Annotated in this window: 22 protein-coding genes; 7 read left to right on the top strand and 15 right to left on the bottom strand. The window is 67.8% G+C overall.

The genetic code is table 11. The features are described 5' to 3' along the window. Nucleotide 1: 1 nt before the first annotated feature. The 5 genes from priB to ACNQQL_RS09810 form a co-directional block, all read right to left on the bottom strand. Nucleotides 2-301 carry a primosomal replication protein N gene (gene priB, locus ACNQQL_RS09830; RefSeq protein WP_011657069.1) on the bottom strand — a complete coding sequence of 100 codons (300 nt, stop codon included), beginning with the start codon at nt 299-301 and terminating at the stop codon, nt 2-4. Between the two features lie 40 nt (nt 302-341). Continuing rightward, nucleotides 342-716 carry a 30S ribosomal protein S6 gene (gene rpsF, locus ACNQQL_RS09825; RefSeq protein WP_004193673.1) on the bottom strand — a complete coding sequence of 125 codons (375 nt, stop codon included), beginning with the start codon at nt 714-716 and terminating at the stop codon, nt 342-344. A 232-nt stretch (nt 717-948) separates the two neighbouring features. Continuing rightward, nucleotides 949-1,836: an anti-sigma factor gene (locus ACNQQL_RS09820; RefSeq protein WP_347064003.1), complete on the bottom strand. Its 888-nt coding sequence runs from the start codon at nt 1,834-1,836 to the stop codon at nt 949-951. Continuing rightward, nucleotides 1,826-2,467 carry an RNA polymerase sigma factor gene (locus ACNQQL_RS09815; protein ID WP_347064002.1) on the bottom strand — a complete coding sequence of 214 codons (642 nt, stop codon included), beginning with the start codon at nt 2,465-2,467 and terminating at the stop codon, nt 1,826-1,828. Before ACNQQL_RS09815 ends, ACNQQL_RS09820 begins: the two co-directional genes overlap by 11 nt. A 178-nt stretch (nt 2,468-2,645) precedes the next feature. Beyond that, the gene (locus ACNQQL_RS09810; protein WP_347064001.1) at nt 2,646-3,557 is read right to left on the bottom strand and encodes a substrate binding domain-containing protein; all 912 of its coding nucleotides are present in this window, start codon (nt 3,555-3,557) and stop codon (nt 2,646-2,648) included. Nucleotides 3,558-3,723: 166 nt separating this feature from the next. Between ACNQQL_RS09810 and gcl the strand changes: the two genes are divergently transcribed. The 4 genes from gcl to lysM all read left to right on the top strand — a co-directional run bounded on the left by gcl (nt 3,724) and on the right by lysM (nt 8,217). Continuing rightward, nucleotides 3,724-5,499 (top strand): glyoxylate carboligase, encoded by a 1,776-nt coding sequence (gene gcl / locus ACNQQL_RS09805; protein ID WP_347064000.1) that lies wholly within the window; start codon nt 3,724-3,726, stop codon nt 5,497-5,499. Between the two features lie 43 nt (nt 5,500-5,542). After that, nucleotides 5,543-6,352 carry a hydroxypyruvate isomerase gene (gene hyi, locus ACNQQL_RS09800; RefSeq protein WP_347063999.1) on the top strand — a complete coding sequence of 270 codons (810 nt, stop codon included), beginning with the start codon at nt 5,543-5,545 and terminating at the stop codon, nt 6,350-6,352. Nucleotides 6,353-6,393: 41 nt separating this feature from the next. Next, a complete protein-coding gene (locus ACNQQL_RS09795) occupies nt 6,394-7,287 on the top strand; it encodes a 2-hydroxy-3-oxopropionate reductase (RefSeq protein WP_347063998.1) in 894 nt (297 codons plus the stop codon). 459 nt (nt 7,288-7,746) lie between these two features. Beyond that, nucleotides 7,747-8,217 carry a peptidoglycan-binding protein LysM gene (gene lysM, locus ACNQQL_RS09790; protein ID WP_047900890.1) on the top strand — a complete coding sequence of 157 codons (471 nt, stop codon included), beginning with the start codon at nt 7,747-7,749 and terminating at the stop codon, nt 8,215-8,217. Between the two features lie 96 nt (nt 8,218-8,313). On the opposite strand, the gene ACNQQL_RS09785 is transcribed toward lysM, so the two are convergent. Next, nucleotides 8,314-9,336 (bottom strand): asparaginase, encoded by a 1,023-nt coding sequence (locus ACNQQL_RS09785; protein WP_347063997.1) that lies wholly within the window; start codon nt 9,334-9,336, stop codon nt 8,314-8,316. 272 nt (nt 9,337-9,608) lie between these two features. Between ACNQQL_RS09785 and ACNQQL_RS09780 the strand changes: the two genes are divergently transcribed. The 3 genes from ACNQQL_RS09780 (at nt 9,609) to ACNQQL_RS09770 (ending at nt 11,487) form a co-directional block, all read left to right on the top strand. Further along, on the top strand, nt 9,609-9,899 hold the full coding sequence (locus tag ACNQQL_RS09780; protein WP_034181226.1) for a PsiF family protein: 291 nt from the start codon (nt 9,609-9,611) through the stop codon (nt 9,897-9,899). A gap of 303 nt (nt 9,900-10,202) precedes the next feature. Then, nucleotides 10,203-10,652, top strand: a complete 450-nt coding sequence (locus ACNQQL_RS09775) for a hypothetical protein (protein WP_072437185.1) — start codon at nt 10,203-10,205, stop codon at nt 10,650-10,652. A gap of 247 nt (nt 10,653-10,899) precedes the next feature. Beyond that, nucleotides 10,900-11,487 (top strand): YSC84-related protein, encoded by a 588-nt coding sequence (locus ACNQQL_RS09770; protein WP_072437184.1) that lies wholly within the window; start codon nt 10,900-10,902, stop codon nt 11,485-11,487. Between the two features lie 96 nt (nt 11,488-11,583). Here ACNQQL_RS09770 and ACNQQL_RS09765 read toward each other — a convergent pair whose 3' ends face one another. The 9 genes from ACNQQL_RS09765 to mltG form a co-directional block, all read right to left on the bottom strand. Then, nucleotides 11,584-12,648: a glycosyltransferase family 4 protein gene (locus tag ACNQQL_RS09765; protein ID WP_072437182.1), complete on the bottom strand. Its 1,065-nt coding sequence runs from the start codon at nt 12,646-12,648 to the stop codon at nt 11,584-11,586. 267 nt (nt 12,649-12,915) lie between these two features. Then, entirely contained in the window at nt 12,916-14,091 is a 1,176-nt protein-coding gene (locus tag ACNQQL_RS09760) for an AAA family ATPase (RefSeq protein ID WP_347063996.1), read from the bottom strand. A gap of 33 nt (nt 14,092-14,124) precedes the next feature. Continuing rightward, a complete protein-coding gene (locus ACNQQL_RS09755) occupies nt 14,125-15,297 on the bottom strand; it encodes a mechanosensitive ion channel family protein (RefSeq protein ID WP_347063995.1) in 1,173 nt (390 codons plus the stop codon). 106 nt (nt 15,298-15,403) lie between these two features. After that, on the bottom strand, nt 15,404-15,760 hold the full coding sequence (locus ACNQQL_RS09750; protein ID WP_011885036.1) for a Rap1a/Tai family immunity protein: 357 nt from the start codon (nt 15,758-15,760) through the stop codon (nt 15,404-15,406). Nucleotides 15,761-15,890: 130 nt separating this feature from the next. Further along, a complete protein-coding gene (locus ACNQQL_RS09745) occupies nt 15,891-16,598 on the bottom strand; it encodes an ankyrin repeat domain-containing protein (RefSeq protein ID WP_072437179.1) in 708 nt (235 codons plus the stop codon). 43 nt (nt 16,599-16,641) lie between these two features. Continuing rightward, nucleotides 16,642-17,421, bottom strand: coding sequence for a TatD family hydrolase (locus ACNQQL_RS09740; protein ID WP_072437178.1), 780 nt, complete (start codon nt 17,419-17,421; stop codon nt 16,642-16,644). A gap of 141 nt (nt 17,422-17,562) precedes the next feature. Further along, nucleotides 17,563-18,591, bottom strand: coding sequence for a DNA polymerase III subunit delta' (locus tag ACNQQL_RS09735; RefSeq protein WP_072437177.1), 1,029 nt, complete (start codon nt 18,589-18,591; stop codon nt 17,563-17,565). A gap of 19 nt (nt 18,592-18,610) precedes the next feature. Next, a complete protein-coding gene (gene tmk, locus ACNQQL_RS09730) occupies nt 18,611-19,231 on the bottom strand; it encodes a dTMP kinase (protein WP_072437176.1) in 621 nt (206 codons plus the stop codon). Then, nucleotides 19,231-20,250, bottom strand: coding sequence for an endolytic transglycosylase MltG (mltG, locus tag ACNQQL_RS09725; protein WP_347063994.1), 1,020 nt, complete (start codon nt 20,248-20,250; stop codon nt 19,231-19,233). The genes tmk and mltG overlap by 1 nt, the downstream gene beginning before the upstream one ends. Nucleotides 20,251-20,296 lie beyond the last annotated feature (46 nt).

Below are 20,296 nucleotides of genomic sequence, written 5' to 3'. Positions count from 1 at the left end.
TTCAGTCCTTTCCAATGTCCTGCAATGCAGTGATGTGAAACACCAAGGTTCTCGCGTTGCGGCTTTTCTTTGCCAGGAAGCCCGTGAACAGCGTCTCGACGCCCATTTCACGGCTTTCCAGCCTGCCGCTCGCCTCACCGGCCGCCACCGCCTCGATCGTCATTTCGACCTGACGGGGAATGCCTGCTTCGACGACTTCCGTGCGGTGATGCAATGTGGCGCTTGCGATCGGAACGCCTGCCGGCGTATATCGCACCGGTGCGCGTTCGACGACGCTCGCCGTCAATTGCAACCTGTTCACGTGAGTGGCGCGCTCCTTGATGGCTTAATGAATGACGAACTTAAGCCTGCGCTTCGGTCGGCTGAGCTGCAGCCGCCTTCTTGGCTTCTTCGCGCTGAACTTCCTTCATCATCGGCGACGGGCCGGTTTCGGCCTTCTTCATCTTGACGATGAGGTGGCGCAGCACGGCGTCGTTGAACTTGAACGCGTGTTCGAGTTCGTCGAGCGTCGTCTGGTCGCACTCGATGTTCATGCAGACGTAGTGAGCCTTCGCGAGTTTCTCGATCATGTAGGCCAGTTGGCGACGGCCCCAGTCTTCGACGCGGTGGATCTGACCGCCGTGCGACGTGATCGTGGACTTGTAACGCTCGATCATCGCGGGCACTTGCTCGCTTTGATCGGGGTGCACGATGAATACGATTTCGTAATGACGCATTACACACTCCTTGTGGATTAAAGCCACCCGGGCGTCTGAACCGGTGTGGCAAGTGAGAAGCCGAAGATTCTAACCCGGATACGGGGCGCATGCAAGGCCAATCAACGATTCGCAGCCGGATTCGGCCGTGTTTTCAAAGACTTGAAGGAATGGGCCTGCGTAAGCGGCCGCCCGTCGCCCTTTTTGCGATCGGGGTCGGGACACAAGCGCACGGGCCGCGGCCCGTGCGTCGTCACTCGCTGCGCGTGCCGGCGAGCCGCGCGTCGAGCGCCGTCCTGAACGCCGCGAGCGCCGACGGCTCCGCGTCGGTCACGGCCCACCACGTCATCCCGGCCGCATCCCAGCGGTCGAGCGCGTAGCCCTGCGACACGGTCGCGTACGGGGCCGCCGGCCCTTCGCCGGCCGGCCGCACGTAGACGTCGATCACGTGCTGCCGGTAACGGTAGACGAGCACCGCGACGCGGCGCCGCCCGACATAGTCGAGCCGGCCGCCGACCAGTGCGAAGCCGCTCGCCGCGAGATCCTCGACCGGCGGCGCATAGTCGAGCCGGCCGTTGAACCACGGCTTGACCGTATGCCGGTCGGTCGAGATCACGTCGATGGCGCGCGCCGACAGGTCGGCCCGCACGTGGCTCGCGACGAGTTCAGCGACCGTGCGGTCGGTGTCGGCGTGGCGCGCGGACAGCGCCATCCCGGCCGCCGCGGCAAGCGCCACCATCAGCGCCACGCCCCAGCCAAGCCCGGGCAGCGCGGCGACGCGTGGCCCCGGGCCCGCCGGCGCCGGGCGTGCCGATACGCCGCCGCTCAGCCAGGAAAACCAGCGACGGCCGCGCGGCCGCGGCTGCGATCGCCGCTCGGGCTCGGGTTCCGCCCGGAATTGCCCGCGGGCGCGCCCGTCCCCGGCTGCCGGCAGGCTCGCAAGGATGCTCGCCCGCAGCGCATCCGGCGCGCGGTGATAATCGGCCTGCCGCACGGCCTGCACCAGCGTGACGATCCGCGCGCGATCGCGGCGGCACGCGTCGCACCCGTCGACATGCTGCTGGACGCGCAACGCATCGGGCGCCGACAGCTCGCGGTCGACGTCCGCGTCCAGCAATGCTCGCGCTTCGTTACAGTCCATCGATAGCCTCCGATGCGGTTCCGCCTGCCGGCGTATGGCCCGGCCTGCCTTTGGCCGCCGGCGTGGTGTCGCCGCCCAGCAGCACGGCGAGCCTGCGACGGCCGCGCGCGAGCCGCGACATCACCGTGCCGACCGGCACGTCCGCGATCGCCGCGATCTCGCGGTAACTCAGGTCCTCCATCTCGCGCAGCACGAGCACCTCGCGGTATTCGGGCGGCAGCTTCGCAAGCGCCGCATTCACGAGCCGTACGTTCTCGCCGCGCAGCAATTGCGCGAGCGGATCCTCGGTCGCCGGTTGCCAGTCGTCGGGAACGTCGGTGTCGTCGAGCGTGTCGGGCAGCGCGACCTCGTGCGCGTGCGTACGGCGCCGCCATTCGGTGTACCAGGTGTGGCGCACGATCGTCAGCAGCCACGGCCGCGCGTTGTCGCCGCGACACGAATCGATGAAGCGCAGCGCGCGCATGCACGCGTCCTGGACGACGTCGTCCGCATCGCCGGCGCTGCCGCTCAGCCAGCGCGCGAGGTTGTACGCGGCGTCGAGATGCGGCAGCACGAGCGTACGAAACCGCTCGCCGCGCGCTATCGCATCGCCCTCCGCCGGCTCATCGACCGCCTGTCCGGCTTGCCCCACATGGCCTCCCTGGTCTCGGCGGCCGAAACCGCGCCCGTTCCGCGCATGGCGCCCGGACAGACCGGCAACGTGCGCGCTCGATGACCTTACCGTCGCTGCGTCGAGTTTATTCCCGCGCAACGCACACGAAGCGTAAAAAAATCCATGGTCAGCCCTGTGGCCGGGCCGCCCGCCGCCGTTACGGCGTGGTGCTCCAGTAGCCAGGGCGCGCGTACGCGTCGCGCAGGTAGTCGATGAAATAGCGCACGCGCGCCGGCACGTAGCGCTGTTGCGGGTAGACCGCGAGGATGTCGTAGTCGGGCAGCGCATACTCGTCGAGCACGGTCTCGAGCTCGCCCGTTTCGAGTTGCGCGGCGATTTCCCACGTCGAGCGCCAGCCGAGCCCGAGGCCTTCGGCCACCCAGCGGTGCAGCAACTCGCCGTCGTTGCAGTCGAGATTGCCCGCGACGCGCATCGTCGCGATCTTGCCGTGGCGCTGGAAATACCAGCCGCGGTTCTGCCCGCCCTGCAGGTTGAACGCGAGGCAGTTGTGCTTCAGCAGGTCGTCGAGCGACTTCGGCCGGCCGTGCCGGCGGAAATAGTCGGGCGTGCCGCACACGACGCGCCGGTTCGACGCGAGCTTCACCGCGACGAAGTTCGGGTCGACGGCGCCGCCGATCCGGATCGACAGGTCGTAGCCTTCGCGCACGAGATCGACGACACGGTCGGTCAGGTTGAACGACAGCTGCATCTCGGGCTTGTCGGCCAGGAAGCCCGGCGCGTGCGGTGCGACGTGCTTGCGCCCGAACGCGGCCGGCGCGGACACGATCAGGTGCCCGCTGACCGCGCGCCGCCCGGCGGCCAGCTCGTTCTCGGCCTGGTCCCATTCGGACAGCAGCCCGCGGCAGCGTTCGAGGAACGCGGCGCCGTCCTCGCTGACCACCAGCCGCCGCGTCGAGCGGTACATCAGCTTCACGCCGATGCGCTTCTCGAGCGCATCGATGCGCCGCCCGAGCACCACCGGCGACACGCCCTCCTCGAGCGCCGCCGCCGCGAGGCTGCCGGCATCGGCAACCCGCACGAACGTCTCGATCTGCTTGAAGCGATCCATCTCCCGTCTCCGTTCCGACACCGGCGGGAAGCCCCGTCCGGCCGTCATTCCATACTTTTAGTTTCGAAATAAGCGACTCCGGCTGATCTTATCAAACCTTTCCTGCATCCCTAAAGTGTCCCCAACAGACCGATTCGCACGATCCGCCACATTCAAGGAGACATTCATGGCCAAGATGAGAGCCGTCGACGCAGCAGTGCTCGTGCTCGAGAAGGAAGGCATCCAGACCGCGTTCGGCGTGCCGGGTGCAGCCATCAACCCGTTCTACTCCGCCATGCGCAAGTCGGGTGGCATCAGCCACGTGCTGGCCCGCCACGTCGAGGGCGCCTCGCACATGGCCGAAGGCTTCACGCGTGCCGCCCCGGGCAACATCGGCGTGTGCATCGGCACGTCGGGCCCCGCCGGCACCGACATGATCACGGGCCTCTACTCCGCATCGGCCGACTCGATTCCGATCCTCGCGATCACGGGCCAGGCACCGCGTGCACGCTTGTACAAGGAAGACTTCCAGGCCGTCGACATCGAGTCGATCGCGAAGCCGGTCACCAAGTGGGCCGTCACCGTGCGCGAGCCGGCGCTCGTGCCGCGCGTGTTCCAGCAGGCATTCCACCTGATGCGCTCGGGCCGTCCGGGCCCGGTGCTGGTCGACCTGCCGATCGACGTGCAGCTCGCCGAAATCGAGTTCGACATCGACACGTACGAACCGCTGCCGGTCTACAAGCCCACGGCCACCCGCGCGCAGATCGAAAAGGCGCTCGCGATGCTCAACGACGCGGACAAGCCGCTGATCGTGTCGGGCGGCGGCGTGCTCAACGCGGCGGCCGAAGACCTCCTTGTCCGGTTCGCCGAAACGATCGGCGTGCCGGTGATCCCGACGCTGATGTCGTGGGGTGCGATTCCGGACGACCACCCGCTGATGGCCGGCATGGTCGGCCTGCAGACGTCGCACCGCTACGGCAACGCGACGATGCTCGCGTCCGACTTCGTGCTCGGCATCGGCAACCGCTGGGCGAACCGCCACACGGGCAGCGTCGAGGTCTACACGAAGGGCCGCAAGTTCGTGCACGTCGACATCGAGCCGACGCAGATCGGCCGCGTGTTCGGCCCGGATCTCGGCATCGTGTCGGACGCGAAGGCCGCGCTGGAGCTGTTCGTCGCCGTCGCGCAGGAATGGAAGGCCGCCGGCAAGCTGAAGGACCGCGGCGCATGGGTCGCGGATTGCCAGCAACGCAAGCGCACGCTGCAGCGCAAGACGCACTTCGACAACGTGCCGGTCAAGCCGCAGCGCGTGTACGAAGAGATGAACAAGGTGTTCGGCCGGGATACGTGCTACGTCAGCACGATCGGCCTGTCGCAGATCGCCGCCGCGCAGTTCCTGCACGTGTTCAAGGCACGCAACTGGATCAACTGCGGCCAGGCCGGCCCGCTCGGCTGGACGATCCCCGCCGCGCTCGGCGTGCGTGCGGCCGACCCGAGCCGCCCGATCGTCGCGCTGTCCGGCGACTACGACTTCCAGTTCATGATCGAGGAACTTGCGGCCGGCGCGCAATTCAAGCTGCCGTACGTGCACGTCGTCGTGAACAACTCGTACCTCGGGCTGATCCGCCAGGCACAGCGTGCGTTCGACATGGATTACTGCGTGCAGCTCGCGTTCGACAACGTGAACGCACCGGAACTGAACGGCTATGGCGTCGATCACGTGGCCGTTGCCGAAGGCCTCGGCTGCAAGGCGCTGCGCGTGTTCAAGCCGGAAGAGATCGAGCCGGCGCTGCGGCAGGCGCAATCACTCGCGGAAGAGTTCAGCGTGCCGGTGGTCGTCGAAGTGATCCTCGAGCGCGTGACGAACATCTCGATGGGCACCGAAATCGACGCGATCAACGAATTCGAGGATCTCGCGGAAAAGGCCGAGCACGCACCGACCGCGATCTCGATGCTCGACTGATCCGCAGGACATTTTTGACTGACCGACCGAAGAGGCTTAGCTCATGCCGAAGTTTGCTGCAAACCTGACCATGCTGTTCAACGAAGTGCCGTTCCTCGACCGCTTCAAGGCGGCCGCGGACGCGGGCTTCGACGCCGTCGAGTTCCTGTTCCCGTATCCGTACGCGAAAGAGGAACTCGCCGAACGGCTCGAAACGCACCGCCTGCGCCTCGTGCTGCACAACCTGCCCGCCGGCAACTGGGACCAGGGCGAGCGCGGCATCGCGTGCCTGCCCGATCGCGTCGGCGAGTTCCAGGAAGGCATCGGCCGTGCGATCGAGTATGCGAAGGCACTGAAGGTGCCGCAATTGAACTGCCTCGTCGGCATCCCGTCGGCGAGCACGGCGCGCGACAAGACGTTCGTCACGATCGTCGACAACCTGCGCTTTGCGGCCGACGCGCTGAAGCGCGAAGGCATCCGCCTGCTCGTCGAGCCGTGCAACAGCTTCGACATCCCGGGCTTCGCGCTGAACCGCTCGGCCGAAGGGCTCGACGTGATCCGCGCGGTCGGCTCGGACAACCTGTTCCTGCAGTACGACATCTATCACATGCAGCGCATGGAAGGCGAACTGGCCGCGACGATCGAACGCAACCTCGCATCGATCGGCCACGTCCAGCTCGCGGACAACCCGGGCCGCAACGAGCCGGGCACGGGCGAGATCAACTACGCGTTCCTGTTCGCACTGCTCGACCGGCTCGGCTACAACGGCCACGTCGGCTGCGAATACAAGCCCCGTACCACCACGACGGAAGGCCTCGGCTGGCTGCAAAGCGTCGCCGGCTGCGCGCCGGGCTCGGCGCGCCGCGCCGCCTGAGATCCGCCCTTCCCGCTTTCGCCCCTCTAGGAGACTTTCACATGGCAACCATCGGTTTCATCGGACTCGGCATCATGGGCGCGCACATGGCGCGCAACCTGCTCAAGGGCGATCATCAGCTCGTCGTGAACGGTGCGTTCCCGATCCCGGACGACCTGCGCGCGAGCGCGAAGATCGTCGCGAACTCGACCGAAGTCGCACGGAACGCGGACATCATCATCTCGATGGTGCCGGACACGCCCGACGTGCGTAACGTGCTGTTCGCCGACGACGGCGTCGCAAAAGGCCTGACGGCCGGCAAGCTCGTGATCGACATGAGCTCGATCTCGCCGCTCGACACGCAGGAATTCGCGAAGCAGATCAACGCGCTCGGCTGCGACTACCTCGACGCACCGGTGTCCGGCGGCGAAGTCGGCGCACGCGAAGCGACGCTGACGATCATGGTCGGCGGCCCGGAACAGGCCTTCGAGCGCGCGAAGCCGCTGTTCGAGAAGATGGGCAAGAACATCACGCTCGTCGGCGACAACGGCGCGGGCCAGACCTGCAAGGTCGCGAACCAGATCATCGTCGCGCTGAACGTCGAGGCCGTCGGCGAAGCATTGCTGTTCGCCGCACGCTCGGGCGCCGATCCGGAGCGCGTTCGCCAGGCGCTGATGGGCGGCTTCGCCGCGTCGCGCATCCTCGAAGTGCACGGCGCGCGGATGACGAAGCGCACGTTCGATCCGGGCTTCCGCATCGAGCTGCACCAGAAGGACCTGAACCTCGCGCTCGACGGCGCACGCAAGCTCGGCCTCGCCCTGCCGCACACCGCGAGCGCGCAGCAGCTGTTCAGCGTGTGCGCATCGCACGGCGGCAAGGCGTGGGATCACTCGGCACTCGTGCGCGCGCTCGAGATCATGTCGAACTTCGAGATCGGCCAGACGCCGGCCGCGTAACGCGGACGCAAAAACGCGCGGTTCCGCTGCAATGGCGGACGCGCGCGAAGAACACGCGCGATCCGGCCGCGGCCGGTCGCATCGATGCGCGACGCACGCGCGCATCACGGTGGGGCGCCCCGCCGCGCATCGCCAACCGCATGCGCGACGGGGCGAAAAACGCCGCTCTGGGCTGAGAGCGGCGTGGTGGGGTCCGCAGCGGCACCCGGCGGCGCCGGGGAAGCCTTGGTCGGTCAGACGTCGTCGTCGGGTGTCCGCCTGTCGGATTTCGCGTATTACATTTCTTTACGTTCGAGCGTGCGATTTTTCATGCAATCGTCGCGCTGAACGCCTACACTTTCGCCACGCCTTTCGAGAAAACCGCCGCGCTTGCGTTCACTCCGGTGAATGCGCCCAGCGCGGTGTTTTTTTCGCCACTTCACGGCGCGTTTTCTTTTCAACCACCTAAGGAGTGCAGCGATGGGTCTTCTTTCGTTTATCAAAGAGGCGGGTGAAAAACTGCTGGGTCATGCCGACGCGCAAGCGGCGGAAGATCCGAATGCCGCGAACCAGACCGCGGCCGATGCGATCAAGAACTACATCAGCACGCAGGGTCTCGACACGTCGAACCTGACGGTCGCGTTCGACGGCGCATCGCGCACCGTCACGCTGTCGGGCAGCGTCGCCGATCTCGACACGAAGGCCAAGGTCAAGGTCGCGGCCGGCAACGTGCAGGGCGTCGCGGGCGTCAACGACGACGATCTGCAGCCGGACGATCCGGAAGTGCAGTACCACGACGTGAAGCCGGGCGACACGCTGTCGGCGATCGCCAAGGAAGTGTATGGCGACGCGAACAAGTACCCGGCGATCTTCGAAGCGAACAAGCCGATGCTGTCGAGCCCGGACAAGATCTATCCGGGCCAGAAGCTCGTGATTCCGCCGCAGTCCTGAGCATCCGCGCAGGATCGAAAAACGGAAAAGGCAGGCCATCGGGCCTGCCTTTTTCTTTGGCGACGCCGCGCCGCACGAGCGGCGGGCGGACATCGGTCAGAACGTATCGAATACGCGCTGCAGTTCGTCGCGCGCCCGGATGCCGTTCGCCAGCGCGAGCATCAGCAGCACGCGCGCCTTGAACGGATTCAGCGAGCCCGCGCTGACGAAGCCGAGCGCATCGTCGTTGGCCGCGCCGTTGCGCATCACATGCCCCGAGCCGACGCGCGACGCGCGGACCACGGCAACGCCCGCGCTCACCGCATCGGCGAGCGCCGCCTGCAGTGTCGCATGGATCGACCCGTTGCCGGTGCCGGCCACGACGAGCCCGCACACGCCGGCCGCCACAAGCGCATCGACGGCCGTGCGCGTCACGCCCGCGTAGCTCGCGACGACTTCGACGGGCGGCCACGTTGCCGCGATCGCCAGTTGCGCATCGCGCGAGCGCGTGACGCGGCGCGCGAATTCGACGCGGCCGTCCTGCACCCAGCCAAGCGCACCGAGTTCCGGCGACTGGAATGCGTCGACCGCATAGGTGCTCGTCTTCACGACGTCGCGCGCGCCGTGGATCCGGTTGTTGAACGCGATCAGCACGCCCTGCCCGCGCGCGGCCGGATGCGCGGCCACCGTCACCGCGTTCAGCAGGTTCAGCGGGCCGTCGGACGACAGCGCGGTCGCCGGCCGCATCGCGGCCGTCAGCACGACCGGCTTGTCGCCTTTCACGACCAGGTGAAGTGCATACGCGGTTTCCTCGAGCGTGTCGGTGCCGTGCGTGATCACGATGCCGTCGACCGCCGGATCGGCCATCAGCACGTCGATCCGCGCGGCGAGCGCGTTCCACAGCGGCAGTGCGAGATCCTTGCTGTCGATGCTGGCGATCTGCTCGGCGTCGATGCGCGCGACCGACGCGAGCGCCGGCACCGCGTCGACCAGGAAACCGACGCCGAGCGCGCCGGCCTGGTAACCGGCCGTGCTGGCCGCGTCGGGCGCGGCACCGGCGATCGTGCCGCCAGTGGCAAGCACGGCGATGCGCGGCAGGGCCGCCGCGGACGGGGGGGATGCGGGATTCGGAGTATTCATGGCCGCGATTGTAATGGCTCGCGGCCGGGATCCGGCAGGTTCCGGCGCCACGGCCGATGCCGGCCGCCGCGCATCATGGTTTGTCCCGATCGTCCGGTCGCGCGCGTCGTCAACGGCCGCGGCGCCCGCAACGTTATAGGAAGTGCCGTTTCGGTGTTTTTCACATTGATTTGCCATAATCGGAGCGCACGGTGCGATGTGGCCCTATCCTCATCGCAACGTGCTTCGTGACGGCGTCGACAACACGCAATTCACCCCATGGGAGTGTCGAAATGAAAATCCAATCGCTCGTAGCCGCAGTGCTCCTCGGCGGCATGCTGGCTTCCCCCGCGTTCGCGGCGAACAGCCAGCAGGACAAGATGAAGGCCTGTAACACCCAGGCAGCAGGCAAGACGGGCGACGAACGCAAGGCGTTCATGAAGGACTGCCTGTCGGCGAAGCCCGCGAAGGCGATGACGCAGCAGGAAAAGATGAAGGCCTGCAACACGCAGGCCACCGGCAAGAAGGGCGACGACCGCAAGGCGTTCATGAAGAGCTGCCTGAGCAGCCAGCCGGCCGCCTGAGTTCCGGCGCTCCCGTATCGAATGCCGCGCACCGCTTCGGCGGTCGCGGCATTTTTGTTTTCGTTGCATGCGCATCGACGCGTACGTGCGTGAAGCGCCTGCCGCACGTGTTCCGCCGCCGCCGTTCGACCGCCCGCCTCCACGCGTCCCGCTTTCCGGGCCCGCCGTACCGGCGCCGCCACATGGTGCGGCAATTCGCCGCGTTTTCTTCTATGATGGCTGCAACGCGGCCCACCCAAGTACAAGAAGCGCCATCGGGCCGCCCTCGAGACGGACGCGCACGCGCGTCAATTGGAGGCATGGATGGCATGGAGACAACACCGCTGGTTCCGCCGCTGGCTGATCGTGATCGTGTTCTGGGCCGTGCCCGTCGCGATCGTCGCCGTGCGCGAGATCCGCGAGGAAATGGCCTACAACAAGGCGGACCTGCAGCTCGCGCTGACCACCTGGCAGCTCACCGACGCGCAGCAGGCAGCCGGCGCCGCCGCGAAGTGCCACGGGGATCCTGACGAGGCGCGCGCGGCCGGCTGCCCGGCCGACGTGCTCGCCGCCAACGCGCCGCGCCAGCAGGCGGCCCGCGACGAATACGTGGTGCGCCGCACTACGCTCGCGGGCTATCTGTGGCATGCGTTCGTCGGCTACTGGGTCGTACCGGCCGCATTCCTGTTCGCCTGCGGCGTCGTGATCGCACTGATCCGCCGCGCGCTGCGCCGCCCGCCGATCAAGCCGCCCGTCCCGCCGGTCACGCACTGACCCGCCCGCAAGCGCCGTCGCTGCCCGATCTGCCGCCCTGGTTTCCCGCATGCCGACCCGCGCGGGGCGCGTCGGTACGCGGGCGCCGATCCGATCGGTCCGTTGGCGCACAGCGACACCGCCACCCCGATTTGACGCTCTTTCACGCACGAACGAAAAGGGGTTGTAATCCGCTGTGATATAACTGCCGACGTGATCCGCTCCTTGAGCGAGACTCACTCCGAACGTCATCCGATGGAGAATAACGATGCAAAAACGGAATCTTGTGCTGAAAGCCGCCGCTGCGCTCATCGTCGGTAGCCTCGCGCTCACCGGTTGCACCACCACCCCGGACAAGCCGGACAACGCCGCGACCAGCGCGTCGAAGCGTCAGGCAATCGACTCGAGCGTCGACGCAACGCTGTCGCGCCTGTATTCCACGGTCAAGGGTTCGCGTGAACTCGTCGCGAAATCGCGCGGCGTGCTCGTGTTCCCGAACGTGCTGCAAGCCGGCCTCATCGTCGGCGGCCAGTCCGGCAACGGCGCGCTGCGCGTCGGCGGCAGCACCGTCGGCTACTACAACACGTCGTCGCTGTCGGTCGGCCTGCAGGCCGGTGCGCAGTCGAAGGCGATCGTGTTCCTGTTCATGACGCAGGAAGCGCTCGACGAATTCCGCGGCTCGGACGGCTGGGCAGCCGGCGCCGGCGCATCGGTCGCGCTCGTGAAGATGGGCGCGAACGGCGCGATCGACACGACCACGGCCACCGCACCGGTCCAGGTCGTCGTGCTGACGAACGCGGGCCTGATGGGCGATGTGTCGATCAACGGCACGAAGGTCACGAAGCTCAAGATCTGACGCTCACGCACCGCCCGTGCGCACCGCGCGCGGGCCATGCGCAAACGGCGATGTCCTTGCGGGCATCGCCGTTTTTTTATCCGCCCGCGCTCCGCGTCAGGTCGTCGAGTCGATCACCTTGAAGCGCGAGCGCTTCTGCGCGCGGATCACCGACTGGTAGACGTCGACGTACTGCTGCGCCATCCGCCGCGATGTGAAGCGTTCCTCGAAGCGCTGCCGCACGCGCGCACGCGGCAGCAGGTGCAGCCGGTTCACGGCAGCCACCGCACTGATTTCATCCTCGACGATGAAACCCGACACGCCCTCGTCCAGCACCTCGGGCACCGCACCGCGATTAAACGCGACCACCGGCGTGCCGCACGACATCGCCTCGATCATCACGAGGCCGAACGGCTCCGGCCAGTCGATCGGGAACAGCAGCGCATGCGCGCCCGACAGGAATTCGGCCTTCTGGTGATCGGCGATCTCGCCGATGTATTCGACGTGCGGCAACGCGAAGAGCGGCTTGATCTCGCGGTCGAAGTATTCCTGGTCGGCCGCATCGATCTTCGCGGCGATCCGGATCGGCAGCCCGCACTGGCGCGCGATGCGAATCGCCGTGTCGACGCGCTTCTCCGGCGAGATGCGGCCGAGGAACGCGAGATAGCGCGGCTCGACGGGCTGCGGCATGTACAGCGTATCGGGCAACCCGTGGTAGACGGTCGTCAGCCATTTCGCCTGCGGCAGCGGCTGGCGTTGCGAGTTCGAAATCGAAATCACGGGCGCCGTGTTGAAGGTGTCGAACACCGGCTGCTGCTCGGGCAGGTCGAGCCGGCCGTGCAGCGTCGTCACGTAAGGCGTTTCCTGCCGGTTGAAGACCGAGAACGAGTAGTAGTCCATGTGGAAATGGAGCACGTCGAAGTCCTTCGCGCGGCGCGCGACCGTCTCCATCAGCAGCATGTGCGGCGCGACGCGGTCGCGAATCGACGTGTCGAGCCGCAGCGCGCGCGGCCAGACCGGCTCGAGCTTCGCCCGTGTCGTCGAGTCGCCGCTCGCGAACAGCGTCACGTCATGGCCGAGATCGACGAGCGCCTCGGTGATGTAGGACACGACGCGCTCCGTGCCGCCGTACAGCTTCGGCGGCACCGATTCGGTCAGCGGGGCGATCTGGGCAATTCTCATGGTCCACGTCTCCTGTGTCCTGTCCCGTTCGGCAGGCGGGAGCATGCGCTTTTCGCGCGCCCCCGCCCCGTGCAGCGCCTGCCGGCACGGCGCCGGCCGGATATCCCGCCATTATTCGCGATCCCGATCCCCGGAACCGCCTGTCTTGCATTTTATGGGCGTTGTTACAGACAGGATACATTCGTTCCGCCTCGCCCGATCGCACCGCATCGTGCACCGTCGGGCCATGCCCCCGCCCGGGCGGCCAAATGCACGCGGCCTGGCCCGTCAGCGCGACGGCCACTTCCACGGCGGCAGGTCGCGCGTGTCGGCATCGACGAGCGCGGTCGCGCCGAGCTGCTTGTCGAGCACCAGCGATTCGCAGCCGGCCTCGCGCTCGAGCGTCGCGATGAGCCGCGCCGCATGCGACACGACCAGCACCTGCGAGCGCTGCGCGGCCTGCGCGATCAGGCGGCCGAGCGCCGGCAGCAGATCGGGATGCAGGCTGGTCTCCGGTTCGTTCAGCACCATCAGCGCCGGCGGCCGCGGCGTCAGCAGCGCGGCTGCGAGCAGCAGGTAGCGCAGCGTGCCGTCGGACAGCTCGGCCGCCGCGAGCGGCCGCAGCAGCCCCGGCTGGCGCATCAGCACGTCGAAGCGGCCGCGCCCGCCCGGATTGTCGATCTCGACCGACGCGCCCGGAAACGCGTCGTCAAGCGCCGCATCGAGCGCCGCGCCGTCGCCGATTTCGCGAATCGTCTGCAGCGCGGCGGCGAGGTCGGCGCCGTCGTCCGCCAGCACCGGCGTATGGGTGCCGATATGCGACTGCCGTGCCGGCGCCTGCGCATCGGTCCGGAAATGGTCGTAGAAGCGCCACGAGCGAATCCGCTCGCGCACCGCGATCATCTCGGGCGCGCCGGTCGGATCGGCGAACTCGGTCATCATGCTGTCGAAGCTCGCGACCGGCTGCGGAATCGTCCGCCAGTCGCCCGACGCGGTGCGCGCGCGGATCTGCGCCCCCTGCCGATCGACCAGCAGCGTCGACGGGCGCGGCAGCGCGCCGCCCCAGATGCATTCGCGCTTGACCACCGGATCGAGCGCGAACTGCGAGCTGCTCGGGAGCGGCAGGCCGAGATCGATCGAATAGCCGAAATCGTCGCACGCGAAGCCGAGCTTCAGGCTCACCGGCCCCTTGCGCACCGTGCCGGTCACCGGTTCGTCGCCGTTCAGCATCGCCCGCGAAAAACGCTCGGGGCCGGCCCATAGCGTCGACGGCAACCCGCCCTCGCGGGCGAGCGACGGGATCACGCGGCCCTGCGCGGTGTCGGCGAGCAGCCGCAGCGCGCGGTATACGCTCGACTTGCCGCTGCCGTTCGGCCCCGTGACGACGTTGAGCGCCGCGAGCGGCACGATCAGCTCGCGCAGCGAGCGGTAATTGGCGATGGCGAGCGTGTTCAGCGCGGTCATGACGATGGATGGCGGGCAGGCACCGGGCCGCGTTCAGCGGCCTTCGACGGCCTGCGGATCGGCTGCGGTGTTGGCCGCCGTGCTGGCGGCGGGCGCCCGCGCGTGCGGCCGTTCGGGATTCGGCGCGTCCGGCGCGGAATCATGCGGATACAGTTCCATCCGGCTGCGCGGCAGGCATTGCGGATAGCGGCCCTGCAGGTATGCGATCAACCCTTCGCGCACGCGGCAGCGCAGATCCCAGCACGACGACGAATCGGCCGCGCTGACGAGCGCGCGCAACTGCATCGTGCGCTCCGTCGCATCGGTCACCTGCAGCACCTGCACGCGGCCGTCCCACTCGGGCGCCGCATGGACGAGCCGCGCGAGCTCCTCGCGCAGCGGCGCGAGCGGCGTGCGGTAGTCGACCGACAGGTAGACCGTGCCGATGATTTCCGCGCTGTTGCGCGTCCAGTTCGTGAACGGGTTCTCGATGATCCACTGCAGCGGCACGACGAGGCGCCGCTGGTCCCACAACCGCACCGACACGAACGAGCCGGTGATTTCCTCGATGCGCCCCCACTCGCCCTGGATCACGACCACGTCGTCGAGCCGAATCGGCTGCGTGAGCGCGATCTGCAGCCCGGCAATCAGGTTGCCGAGCACCGGCCGCGCAGCGATACCGGCGACCAGGCCCGCGACGCCGGCCGACGCCAGCAGGCTCGCGCCCACCTGGCGCACGTTCGGGAACGTCATCAGCGCGGCGCCGCTGCCGATGATCACGATCAGCACCATCACGGTCCGCACGAGCACCTTGGCCTGCGTATGGATGCGCCGCGCCTGGAGGTTGTCGGCCGTATCGAGCGGATGCGCCTGGATGATCGCGTCGCCGACGCCCGCCGCGAGCCGCACCAGCAGCCACGTGAGCGACACGATGGAGCCGACCGCTGCCGCGGTGCGCATGCCGCCCACGAACGACATGCCGTCGTCGGCCTGGACCCACAGGAATTCGAGCGCCAGCAGCGCGAGCACGACGAGCGACGGCTTGTCGATGTAGCGCAGGATCGCGCTCATCAGCGGATACGGCTGCGCGATGCGCTTGACGATGCGTGCGCCGAGACGGTGCACGATCGCGACGACCAGCACGACGATGACCGACACGGCCAGCGTGCCGAGCCACGAATGCAGCGGCGCATCGGCGATGCGCTGCAGTTCCTCGATTGAAATCATCGGCGCCCGGGATGCTTCGGTTATGAGGCGCGCACGCCTCGTCCTGGATGCGTCGGCGACGTCCGGGTAGCGCACGCACCGGCACGCGCCCGGACACGGCGTCAGATCAGTTGCCGCCCCTGCAGGGAAACGCCTTGCCGAGACCGAGCGACACCGCGGTGCTCGCGTTGTAGTCGGCCAGCTTCGGATTTTCAGCGATGTACTTGCGCACCGCATCGGTCATCTGCTGCGCCCGGATGTCGGGCGGCAGGCAGAAATACTGGCCGACACGCGGCCCCGTGGTGCCGCCGATCGCGTCGATGGTGTTGTAGACGCCATCGGCAGCGCCTTCGATGTAGGCCGCGCACGACGCCCGCGACTTGACGTCCGTCTTCGCGCACAGCCGGTCGAGATCCGCGCCCGTGAAAGCCGCCGCCGACAACGGCACGGCAAACGCCGCGGCACAAAACATTGCGCGCAACATGGTGTTCCTTATGTCAATGCGGCCCGAGACCGCCTGCTGCGTTGGCCGGCGCGGCGCCGGACACCCTTCTCCGGCCGGAATCCGCCCGGCCGGGTGCGCACCGCCGCCCTGGCCGGTGCACCGAAAACCGTCATTTTGCACTCTTTTGCGCATCTGCCGGCGCCGACGCGCCGATACGCACCGTACGCTTGCTCAGGATGTCGATCGCGTCCGGCGCCTTGTAATGCTTCGCGAACTCGAGCGCGGTGATGCCGAGCTGGTTCTTCACCTGCGGATCGGCCCCCTGGTCGAGCAGCAGCGTGACCGTCGACGCATGGTTGCCGCGCGCGGCCATCATCAGCGGCGTGGTGCCGTTCGGCGAAGCCGTGTCGATATACGCGTCATGGTCGAGCAGCACCTTGACGACCGCGTCCTGGCCGTTGGTCGCCGCGTAGTGCAGCGGCGCCCAGCCCTTCTTGCTGACTTCCGCGCCCTTGTCGATCAGCAGCTTGACGAGGCCGACATCGCCGTTCAGCGATGCGAGCATCAGCGCGTTCTCGCCCGCCTTGTCTTCCTTCTCGAGGTCGACGTTCGGCGTCGTGGCGATCGCCGCCGCGACCTTGTCGGATTTCTCGCGCGCGGCGATCACCAGCAGCGGGTCGCCGTTCGGCGCGAGCGTGTTCGGATCGAGGCCGTTCTTGAGCTGCTTGCCGATGTCGGCGATGTCGTCGAACTTGACGGCCTTGACGATCGCGTCGAGCGACTCGGCATGCGCGCCGGCTGCTGCGAACAGGCCGCTCGCGATCAGCGCGGCGGCAACGAGTGCGCGTTTGGTCGGATGGTTGGTCGGCTTCGTCATTGTTGTGGGCTCCTTCCCTGGGTTGTCGGCTGCGCGCGCGTCGTTAGCGGGCGATCTTGAACAGCCGGAAAAAGTTCTGTGTCGTCGCATCGGCCAGCGCCTCGACGGCGATCCCGCGCTCGGATGCGATAAAGCGTCCGACATGGCTGACGTACGCAGGTTCATTCGGCTTGCCGCGATACGGCACCGGCGCGAGGTACGGCGAGTCGGTCTCGATCAGCAGCCGGTCGAGCGGCACGCGCCGCGCGACGTCCTGCACGTCGGTCGCGTTCTTGAACGTGACGATGCCCGACAGCGAGATATGGAAGTTCTGCGCAAGCGCCTGCTCGGCGACGGGCCACGGCTCGGTGAAGCAGTGCATCACGCCGCCCGGCACGTCTGCACGCTCCTCGGCCATGATCCGCAGCGTGTCGTCCGACGATGACCGCGTATGGACGATCAGCGGCTTCATCGTCGCGGTCGCCGCGCGGATGTGCGTGCGAAAGCGTTCGCGCTGCCATTCCATGTCGGCGATCGAGCGGCCCTCGAGACGGTAGTAGTCGAGGCCCGTTTCGCCGATCGCGACGACCTTCGGGTGCGCGGCCAGCTCGACGAGTTCCGCGAGCGTCGGCTCGCGCGCGTCCTCGTGATCGGGATGCACGCCGACCGACGCGTAGACGTTGTCGTACGCGTCCGCGATCGCGAGGACCTCGGGCAGCGTCTCGAAATCGACGGACACGCACAGCGCGTGCGTGACGTCGTGCTCGCGCATGTTCTCGAGAACGGCCGGCAGGCGATCGGCCAGGCCCTTGAAATTGATGTGGCAGTGAGAGTCGACGAACATCGTGTTTCCTGAATACGTAAGGCGGGCGCTCATGCGCTCGCCGGCGTGCGGCAGCGGGCAGCGTTCGCGGGCCGGCCGGCCGCGGTCGCGTCGCCGAGTAAGCCGAACATCGTTTCGCAACCCATCAGAAACAATGCCGGGTCACGCAAACATTTCCCGATATCCGAGAAACAATTCCTCGAATACGAGCCGCGCGTTCAGCGGATGGTTCTCGACCGTCCGCTGCCGCGTCACGGCCTTCATGAAGCGCGCGAACGCGTTCGCGTCGACCGATTCCGCGCAGCGCGCGAGCGCCGCCGCGTGCATCGGGAAGTAGCGCGGCGCGCCCGCCATCCGCTGCGCGAGCAGATCGTACAGCCAGCGCTGCAGCCAGCCGAGCACCAGCGGCACCGGCAGCTTCTGCAGCGTCTCGCCGCATGCGAACGGGTCGCATGCCGCACCGGCCGCGAGCTGCCCGAGCGTGTAGTCGCGCAGCGGGCGGTTCTCGTCGCTCGCGAGCGCCAGCGCGGCGAGCGGCGCGCCGCCGGCTTCGGCGAGCAGCGCGCTCGCATGGTCGACGCCCTGCGCCGCGAGCCAGGCCGCGGCCGCGTCGGGCGCCGGCACGGTCATCGGCCACTGCCGGCAGCGGCTGATGATCGTCGGCAACAGGCGGTCGATGCGTGCCGACACGAGCAGGAACACGACGCCGGACGGCGGCTCCTCCAGCGTTTTCAGCAGCGCATTCGATGCGGCGACGTTGAGCGCCTCGGCCGGATACAGCACGACGACGCGCGCGCCGCCGCGGTGCGAACCGACCCCGCAGAAGTCGAGCAGCGCGCGCACCTGCTCGATCTTGATTTCCTTGCTCGGCGCGCGCGTCTTCTTGCCGCCCTCGTCCGCGTCGGCCGGCTTCGCGTCGTCCGCGGCGCCCGGCGCTTCGCCGGCCAGCACCTCGGGCAGCACGATCCGGTAGTCCGGGTGGTTGCCCTGCGAGAACCAGGTGCAGGCCGCGCAGGTGCCGCACGGCTCGCCGTTCGGCAGCGGCGATTCGCACAGGAAGCCCTGCGCGAGATGCTGCGCGAACTGCAGCTTGCCGATCCCGGCCTGGCCGTGCAGCAGCAGCGCATGCGGCCATTGCGCGCGCAGTTGCTGCAGGCGGTTCCAGTCGTCGGTCTGCCACGGATAGATCATGTGGTGCGTTCCTTGCGGGTTACAGCGCGGCGAGCACGCGTTCGAGCTGCCGGCGGATCTCGGGAATCGACTGCGTCGCGTCGACGATCGCGAAGCGGTGCGGCGCCTCTTCCGCGCGCCGCAGGTATTCGCCGCGCGTGCGCGTGAAGAACGCGTCGGACTCGCTTTCGAACTTGTCGGGCGTGCGCGCCGCGCCGCGGCGCTCGCTCGCGACCTGCGGCGCGACGTCGAACAGCACCGTGAGGTCGGGCTGGAAACCGCCCTGCACCCAGCGCTCGAGCGTCTCGAGCTTGTCGCGCGGCAGCCCGCGGCCGCCGCCCTGGTACGCGAACGTCGCGTCTGTGAAGCGATCGGACACGACCCAGTCGCCACGCGCGAGCGCCGGCTCGATCACGAGCGCAAGATGCTCGCGGCGCGCGGCGAACATCAGCAGCGCTTCCGTCTCGAGATCCATCGGCTGGTTAAGCAGGATCTCGCGCAGTTTCTCGCCGAGCTGCGTGCCGCCCGGCTCGCGGGTGACGACGACCTGCCGGCCGGCCGCGGCCAGCTTGCCCTGGAGGCGTTCGCAGAACCATTGCAGGTGGGTGGTCTTCCCCGCCCCGTCGATGCCTTCGAACGTAATGAATTTACCGCTCGCCATTATTGCCCTCGTATGTACTTGTCCACGGCCTTGTTGTGGTCGCCGAGCGTGTCCGAGAACACGCTCGTGCCGTCGCCCTTTGCGACGAAATAGAGCGCGCTCGTCTGCGCCGGATTGATCGCCGCCTGCAGTGCCGCGACGCCCGGCAACGCGATCGGCGTCGGCGGCAGGCCGCGTCGCGTGTAGGTATTGTAAGGAGTGTCGGCCTGCAGGTCGCGCTTGCGCAAGCGGCCGTCGTACGCGTCGCCGAGCCCGTAGATCACCGACGGATCAGTCTGCAGCGGCATGCCGATGCGCAGCCGGTTCGCGAACACGGCCGCGACGAACGCGCGGTCGGCCGCGTGGCCCGTTTCCTTCTCGACGATCGATGCGATCGTCAGCATTTCGTAAGGCGACTTGTACGGCAGCCCCGGCACGCGCGCGGCCCAGGCCTCGTCGAGGCGCATCTGCATCAGGTGGTACGCGCGCCGATAGATGTTCAGGTCGCTCGTGCCCTTGTCGAACAGGTAGGTATCCGGGAAGAACAGCCCTTCGCCGCTGCCGCGCTGCACGGTGCTATCCGACGCGCCGATCGCGCGCAGCAGCTCGGCGTCGCTCATGCCGGCCGTGGTGTGCGCAAGATCGGGGTTCCCGTCGAGTTCCGCGCGCATCCGCTTGAAGGTCCAGCCTTCGATCACCGTCGCGACGTATTCGTTCACGTCGCCGCGCGCGATCTTCTGCAGGACTTCGTAAGGCGTGATGCCCGTCTTGAATTCGTAGTTGCCGGACTTGAGCCGGCTCGACAGCCCGAGCACGCGCGTCATCGCGACGAAACCGAACGGCTCGACCGGCACGCCGCCGCGCTTGAGCTGCAGCGCGACGCTCTTCACGCTGCTGCGCGGCTTGATCGTGACGTCGAGCGATGCCGAACCCAGCAGCAGCGGCCGGGTCGCCCAGTAATATCCGCCGCCCGCGCCGGCAGCGGCCACAACGACGGCCAGCGCCGCGATCGTCGCGGCGCATTTCTTCAGTAGGGACATGGAAACGTGACTCAGGTAAGACCCATATAATACTTGCTCGCCTCCG

This window comes from Burkholderia sp. LFS061 (genome assembly GCF_047978125.1).
GTDB lineage: Bacteria > Pseudomonadota > Gammaproteobacteria > Burkholderiales > Burkholderiaceae > Burkholderia > Burkholderia pyrrocinia_C.
The sequence above is the reverse complement of the archived record's forward strand: the minus strand, read 5'-3'. Positions and strand labels throughout refer to the sequence as shown.